Genomic DNA, 7200 nt, shown 5'->3' with positions numbered 1-7200 from the left:
GTAAGCGCCAAACCAACCACCCACTATACGAATCAATCCTAGGCCAGTAACCTCCCAGCTTTCATCAATAGGAGGTTCACATGAAAAAGCATCGCAGCCAATCCGACTGGCTGACTCTGATCGAGGAGTTCGAGCAAAGCGGATTAACTCAAGCCAAGTTCTGTGCCGAACGTGGGCTCAACGCTAAATACTTCAGCCTGCGACGGACAAAGCTTAAAGCTCGTCCTGAACCAAGTAGGTTTTCCCGAACCGTACTGGCCGAGCCTAAGCCGTCCGGTGAGGCAACGATACACTACGGCTCTGTCGCGGTGAAGCTTCCCGCCGGCGATGTGGACACTATCGCACAACTGGTCAAGGCTTTGGCTGCATGATCCAGTGGCCGGCAGATATTAAGGTCTACCTACACCGCGAGCCGGTAGACTTTCGCAAAGCGATTAACGGATTAAGCGTTATCGTTCAGGATGAGATGGCGATTTCGCCTTTTGATCCTGCGCTGTTTGTCTTCTGCAACAAAAAGCGCAGTCAACTTAAGGTGTTGTACTGGGATGAGACGGGTTTTGCTCTGTGGCAAAAGCGCTTAGAGCGCGATAAGTTTAAGTGGCCCAAGCGCTTGCCGGAAGATCCTGTGGTACTGGATCACGAACAGTGGCAATGGCTCTTGCGCGGGTTTGATATCGCTCAATTAAAACCGCATGAAACGCTGTTTTACCGAGACGTTCGTTGATGAGTTTTGGTAAAATAGCGGCATGTCAGAAATCGCACCGCTTGAACACAAAATCAAAGAGCTTGAAGCGCAACTTGAAGAACAAGAAACGCTTTTAAAAAGCCGTGCGAGTCGCATCAGCACCCTCGAAGAACTCATTAAACAATTTCAACGCAAGCAGTTCTCTGCCAGCAGTGAAAAGCTCTCTAAGGATCAGCTCGATCTAGGGCTGTTCAATGAAGCCGAATCGGCAGAGAAAGGCGAGGCGAGCGAACCCGCTGAAGCCACACAAGAAGACACCATTGATGTCCCGTCTCATACTCGCCGTAAGCAACCACGGGTCAGCCTACCGGCGAACCTTCCGCGTGAAGAGGTGTTGTATGAGTTGCCTGAATCCGAGCGGGTGTGCCCGCACGATGGCGCCGAGCTAAAGGCTATCGGCACTGAAGACCACGAGCAACTGGATATCATCCCCGCCCAGGCCAAGGTGATCGTCCATCGGCGCCAGAAGTACGTGTGCCCTTGCTGCGAAAAGCACCACGTCACCGCCACCAAACCCAAACAGCCCATTGAAAAAAGTATCGCCAGTGCAGGGCTGCTCGCTTATGTGGCTACCCAGAAATACTGCGATGCACTGCCACTGTACCGCCAGAGTGAGATCTTTAAACGCGCCGGGTTAGCCCTGGACCGAACCAACCTTGCCAACTGGATGATCCGTTCGGGGCAGCTGGTGCAGCCGCTGATTAATCTCTTGCATGACAAGCTGTTAGCGCAGCCTGTCATCCACTTGGACGAAACCACCGTACAGGTTCTCAACGAGCCAGGGAAAACCGCTGAGAGCCAAAGCTACATGTGGGTGATGGGCAGCTTCGCTGCCAGTCCCACCGTGCTGTTCCACTACGCCGACTCCCGGCGTCAGTCGGTGCCGCTGGATTTACTCGATGCGAGTGTGGGTGCCATCATGGTCGATGGTTACGAAGGCTATGGAAAAGCGTGTACAGACTACCGCATCACCCGCTTAGGGTGCTGGGCTCACGCCCGGCGCAAATTCATGGACGCCAAAACCGTCCAGAAAAAAGGCAAAGCTGGCAAAGCCGATCAGGGCTTGGCGCTCATCCAAAAACTGTACGCCTTAGAAAAATCCATAAAGGATCAGCCGCCAGATGAGCGCTACCGAAGGCGGCAACAAGAGGCGAAACCCGTCATCAACAAACTGCGAGCCTGGCTGGAAAAAAGCCTGCCTAATGTGCCGCCGCAAAGCGCGATCGGCAAGGCATTACTCTACCTGCATAATCAGTGGGATAGGCTTGTCCGCTATCTGGACGGCGGTGCTTACCCGATCGATAACAACCGGGCAGAGAATGCCATACGTCCGTTTACCGTGGGGCGGAAGAACTGGTTGTTCTCTAATAGCCAGGCCGGTGCCAATGCCAGCGCCAATCTTTATAGCTTAATCGAAACGGCCAAGGCCAACGGCCTGAATCCGTATGATTACTTGAAAGTGGTTTTTAAAGAGCTGCCCAATGCGCAAAGTGTTGAGTCGATCGAGGCGCTACTGCCATGGAACGCTAGCATCAAGTTAAACCAATCATAACCGGGTGGTTGGTTTGGCGCTTACATTGTTTCTACCGAAGATCATCCATTCTATCTTGCTGATTCTGAAATTTGGGTGCCAGCATCCTCATTGAAGCCAAAAAGCAAGCTGTTGAATCTTGATGGCAGTTTCATTGAAGTTTCGAAAGTTACCTTTTTTTCTGAAAATACTACAGTCTATAACCTAACGATAAGTAATAATCACAATTATTACGTGGGTAATGCTACAGTTCTTTCCCATAATGCAGGTGGCTGTGATATTGGTGGAGAACTTCTTAAGTTAGGAAAGTTGAAGAAACTTGATGATAAATATCTGAAGAGAGAGGGTATCGATGCTCACGCAGCTAAGAAAATTATTATGGGGTCGGATAAGCGTAATGCCAGGTTTGATATTGTCCTAGAGAAAGGTAGTAAAAGGGTCTTTCTAAAATCGAAGAATGGCGAACTTATCGATTCAACGTATAGCCTTGAAGAACTAAAGTTTGAAGCACCTCTAAAAAGGTAAGATAAATGAACTATGAAACACTTTTTACAATGTCGGCCGATGGGAGGCTGGTTGATGTCGAGCAATGGAAAAGCTATTTGGGTCTATCTCCAACAGAATTTTGCAGGTACGGGGATAATATACCAACCAAGAATAGTCGTTGTATTTCAATGTCATCCTATTGGACGTATGGTATTTTAAGGTCTGAATATGACTCAGTTGACCTGCAAGTTTCATTGCTTCTGGATCAACTAATTCCTATAGCCGACAAAATTGTCGCCTTGAAGAAAAAGTACAACTTGGAAGTTGGCATGTCATCATTTGCTTGGGTCGGTGAGGGCGATCTCTCTGACCTAGACTTATTCATAAGTGCAGAAAATATTTCCAAGATCAGTATGTTGTTGTCTGATTTTTCAATTCGAGTCTATGACCAGTAAAACTAGAAACACCATTAGGTCCGAAGCTACTAGACGCGCCTACAGCCGAAGTCATGCCAAAACTGGCGGGTTTGGCGGCGATGAGCGTCATGGATCTGATTTTGCCTATCGCTAAGGCATTGGGCGGTGCGATCGCAGGTAAGGCTGGCACATTCATCCTCGAGGCCGTGTTCCCGCCCACGCCACCGAGCTACTTTGATGAGGTTTACAAGCAAGTTGCTCGGGTCGTTGGCGTGGAGTTAAAGCGACATGATATTGATCTGATTAGTACCCGTTTGAACGCGCTATTGGATTGGCAGCGCCGCGTCTACAACCCGAAGAAGCCGCGAGCGATTACTGACCCTAGAGAGCGCGAGAAGCTGTTTGATCAGATTGAGGCGGAAATCCGTAAGTTGGACGACGCAGTAGCTACGTTGCGCCACCCCAAATGGAGCAAGTCTGGATTTACCGTGTTCTCGCTGGCTGGCAGCGTTTATCTGGCTCTGTGCCAGGAGGCAGCGTTGATGGACTATCACGACACCGATCCGAGCAAGTCGTCCTACTACAAAACCATTCAGCTCACAGCGGCCGATTTTGCCAATTCACTTGAATCTACTTTGGCGGAGATTCTTCGGTTGCGCCGAGATGGGGTGCGCTTAAATCACGGCAATCAAAACATCCGCTTAGGCGGGAAAAACTACATGTTCCGAACGTATAACTTCTACGACCCAGCTAACGGTAAGGCTGGTCGGGTGCACAAAAGCACCAAGAAAGACAGCAAGACCATCGTTGGCGACCCGTATGGTGCGGCGACTAAGGATATGGCCGAGTACCGAGCAAAGTTGCCAGCCATAATGGAGCAAGAGTTGGGCGGCCCCACCCAGGTGATCGCGCAGTGGCGAGGGCTAGTGAGGCAACCGCTGCCTAAATAACCGAAGCATTGTCGAATTAGGCAGGCGGCAATGGGGTTTCAGTGTTAAAAGCATAGTTTTTCGATGGCCTGTGGCCACACGGCGAAATTTGTTCAATCTTATATGGTATAAGTTGTTCAAAGTTATATTTAAGTCTTCTGTATAATGCGGATTTCAGAGGCTGTTGGTTCAAGTTTATTCGCGGACTTACATTAGCTGACGCAGTTTTTAATTGCGCCCACTATAGGAGCAGCTCGGCTCAGATCTTAATTGCAGAATGCCAGTTTCATATAGGTAACTGGCAAGTTAAGTCTGAGCCGTATCCTTGAGTTACTCTGCCGTATATTGGATTCGGTTAAGAGAGAACCGTTCACGTCTTTCGTGTAGTTGTTTTTGGATCTCTTCAACTGCTCGCTGTTCTGTCGTCGTATGGAGTGCGTCGAGAGAACGAGAAAAATGATTTCTCATTGAGACTCTCGCGGCGTGAGAGTCCTTTGCTGTTAAGGCATTTAATATCGCACGGTGCTCGCTAATGCGCCTTTCTCCATCGGATTTACAGACGGATTGGTGAGCCACTTTAATGTCGGGCAGGTTAGCTTGTATGTCCCACAGGTGTTGGATTATGCTGATTAAAGGACGATTTTTTGTCGAATTGGCAATCACCAAATGAAACTTTTTGTCGGCTGTTTCAGAGGTGAGATTACCTTCGTCGTTCTCTCTAATCATTTCATCTAGAGCGGCTTGGAGCTCTTCAAGCTCTTCGGCTGAGATTGTCGACGCCGCCAGCGCGGCTACTTCTGACTCAATTAGAACCCGAGCTTCTGTGACCTCGAAAGGGCTAAATTCTCGGGGATTGCCGCTGTTTGCTTTAAAAGACCTAAGCGCGTAAACCCCAGAGCCGGTTTTAACTTCAACTCGGCCTTTGACCTCAAGGGCGATAATGGCTTCTCGGATGGTTGGTCGGCTCACGCCGTAACGCTCAGATAACTCGCGTTCAGGTGGTAGGCGAGCCCCTGCTGGGAATTCGCCGGAATCGAGAGCAGCTAACATTTTTTGCGCAACCTTTCGGTAGGTGCGTCTGTTGCCGCTGTTGTTGTTGTCGCCCATGACCACTCCTGAGAATAAATTTGACTTACTAATAACTCTCCAATTGTAACACACACGGTGAAGTTGGTAATACAGGTTGGTTGACGCAAAAAAAGTACTAGAAGCCTTGCTAGCTAGCCTAGAATTCCTCTTAGATTTTGGTGAATGTCGACCAAAATACGTAATTTATAGTGTAAATAGGTTGGCTAATTACCACTTCTACCGCTGCTGAATCGCTCGCGAATAGCTTGAAATAAGCGCAATACCATCCGGTAATAATAATTGGTTGACACATTGGGTGTACTCTTGGTAGTCTGAGCTTGCGGTTGAGGTTGATGGCTGAGTCTGGCTTAGGGCACATTATTAATGTGATGTGACGCTGTTAAGCGTTCTAGGTTTAGCTGGTCACTTCACGCTGATCAAAGCTAGAAATTGGCTGACCTGCTGATTTCTGGTATGTGGCTCTCCTTGGGTCGAGCCTTTCTTTATTAAGTAAGGCTCGACCTGTTTTTTTTGAGCGTCGCAGTGGTGTGAGCCACATAGATAATAAAGCTTAAGTTTCAAGGTCATTATTTTGCGTCTTTTGCCTCGTGCAGTGGTGGTAACGAGCCACTGGGTTGTGAGTGTTAAGCATTTGAGGGCAAAAGTTCGCTAGCTATTGTTGCCCATGGTTACTTTGATCTCTGTGGGGGCTAGGTATTTAAACTGTTAGATCGAATTTGAAAATACATTTAAGGAGTCAGACATGACTAAACCTGTCATTGGATTTATTGGCTTAGGCCTTATGGGCGGCAATATGGTTGAAAACCTGCAAAAGAGAGGTTTTGAGCCAATTGTGATGGATTTAAATAAAGCTGCTGTGGATGCGGTATTAGCCCGGGGTGGCAAAGAAGCAAAGTCGGCTAAAGAGTTGGCTGAAGCCAGTGATATCATCATGCTTTGTCTTACCACATCCAACGTTGTGGAAAAACTGGTGTATGCCGATGACGGTATTTTAGCCGGCATTAAAGAGGGTGCTGTACTGGTTGATTTTGGCACCTCGATTCCTGCGTCTACCCGTAAAATCGGCGCTGATTTAGCTAAAAAAGGTGCGGGTATGGTCGATGCGCCTTTGGGGCGCACGCCAGCTCATGCTAAAGATGGCTTGCTGAACATTATGGCCTCGGGCGACAAAGAAACCTTTGAGAAAGTTAAGCCTGTATTAGAGCAGCAGGGTGAAAACGTATTCTATTTGGGTGCGTTGGGTGCCGGTCATACCACTAAGCTGATCAATAACTTTATGGGCATGACGACTGTTTGCGCTATGTCGCAAGCGTTTGCAGTTGCTGATCGTGCGGGTGTTGATCGTCAGCAGTTGTTTGACATTATGTCTACTGGGCCATCTAACTCGCCTTTTATGCATTTTTGTAAAAACTACGCCGTCGATGGTGTTAGTGACTTGGGCTTTTCAATTGCCAATGCCAACAAAGATTTAGGCTATTTTTTAGAAATGGTTAAAGATCTGGATACCAAAGCACCTATCGCAGAAGGTACCTCATCGCACTTGCAGGCAGCGTTTGATGCTGGCATGGGTGATGGCAATGTGCCTGAGATCTTCGATTATTTTCTTAAGCTTAAAGGCTAATTAGAAATATCGTTGTAAAGCCGCGCACTCAACAAGAGTGCGCGGCTTTTTATTGCCCGTTAATTGCCCGCTTTATTTCTTGCTCCTTTCTTTAGCGTTTCTCTTTGTGCTACCTCTGCTGTTAGATATATCTTGTCAATAAAGTAAGCCCTTTAGGGCGGCTTGTGCATTATGTGTTGGTGTGCGATCTACAGCTGTGTGCATTTTAAATGTTGCGTTACGCTTATTGGTTGATCAATCTTTTGCCTGTTGCGGTTTGGCATAGATTGCTTAATGCGTGTGCTGTTGTTTTGACGCATGAGATTATGGGTAGGCTTGCTGGAGTTTGCTGCCGATACGAAAGGGGCTGGGCGATTTATATCAAGGTCGGGGGGGGGGGGGGG

8 protein-coding genes are annotated in these 7200 nt (G+C 48.2%); 7 read left to right on the top strand and 1 reads right to left on the bottom strand.

Features of this window, described 5'->3' with window-relative positions; translation table 11 throughout:
• The first annotated feature begins 80 nt into the window (after nucleotides 1-80).
• Genes tnpA through GILYN3_RS09035 form a run of 6 tightly spaced genes read left to right on the top strand, consistent with a single transcriptional unit; the run spans nucleotide 81 to nucleotide 4128 of the window.
• Nucleotides 81-371, top strand: coding sequence for an IS66 family insertion sequence element accessory protein TnpA (gene tnpA, locus GILYN3_RS09060; RefSeq protein WP_049721475.1), 291 nt, complete (start codon nucleotides 81-83; stop codon nucleotides 369-371).
• Nucleotides 368-724, top strand: a complete 357-nt coding sequence (gene tnpB, locus GILYN3_RS09055; protein WP_049721474.1) for an IS66 family insertion sequence element accessory protein TnpB — start codon at nucleotides 368-370, stop codon at nucleotides 722-724. The genes tnpA and tnpB overlap by 4 nt, the downstream gene beginning before the upstream one ends.
• Before the next feature lie 22 nt (nucleotides 725-746).
• Complete coding sequence (gene tnpC, locus GILYN3_RS09050) at nucleotides 747-2297, top strand: IS66 family transposase (RefSeq protein ID WP_049721473.1); 1551 nt, start codon at nucleotides 747-749, stop codon at nucleotides 2295-2297.
• Between the two features lie 24 nt (nucleotides 2298-2321).
• On the top strand, nucleotides 2322-2801 hold the full coding sequence (locus GILYN3_RS09045) for a Hint domain-containing protein (protein WP_084005316.1): 480 nt from the start codon (nucleotides 2322-2324) through the stop codon (nucleotides 2799-2801).
• Between the two features lie 5 nt (nucleotides 2802-2806).
• On the top strand, nucleotides 2807-3217 hold the full coding sequence (locus GILYN3_RS09040) for a DUF4279 domain-containing protein (protein WP_049722682.1): 411 nt from the start codon (nucleotides 2807-2809) through the stop codon (nucleotides 3215-3217).
• Between the two features lie 53 nt (nucleotides 3218-3270).
• Nucleotides 3271-4128 (top strand): hypothetical protein, encoded by an 858-nt coding sequence (locus GILYN3_RS09035; RefSeq protein WP_049722681.1) that lies wholly within the window; start codon nucleotides 3271-3273, stop codon nucleotides 4126-4128.
• Nucleotides 4129-4437: 309 nt separating this feature from the next.
• On the opposite strand, the gene GILYN3_RS09030 is transcribed toward GILYN3_RS09035, so the two are convergent.
• Nucleotides 4438-5214 carry a FadR/GntR family transcriptional regulator gene (locus tag GILYN3_RS09030; RefSeq protein ID WP_049722680.1) on the bottom strand — a complete coding sequence of 259 codons (777 nt, stop codon included), beginning with the start codon at nucleotides 5212-5214 and terminating at the stop codon, nucleotides 4438-4440.
• A gap of 691 nt (nucleotides 5215-5905) precedes the next feature.
• Here GILYN3_RS09030 and GILYN3_RS09025 point away from each other — a divergent pair.
• Nucleotides 5906-6817: an NAD(P)-dependent oxidoreductase gene (locus tag GILYN3_RS09025; protein WP_269745942.1), complete on the top strand. Its 912-nt coding sequence runs from the start codon at nucleotides 5906-5908 to the stop codon at nucleotides 6815-6817.
• Nucleotides 6818-7200 lie beyond the last annotated feature (383 nt).

The sequence above is a fragment of the Gilvimarinus polysaccharolyticus genome (assembly GCF_001187555.1).
In the GTDB taxonomy this organism is placed as follows: domain Bacteria; phylum Pseudomonadota; class Gammaproteobacteria; order Pseudomonadales; family Cellvibrionaceae; genus Gilvimarinus; species Gilvimarinus polysaccharolyticus.
Note: the sequence above shows the minus strand (reverse complement) of the source record. Positions and strands in the feature narration are given on the sequence as shown.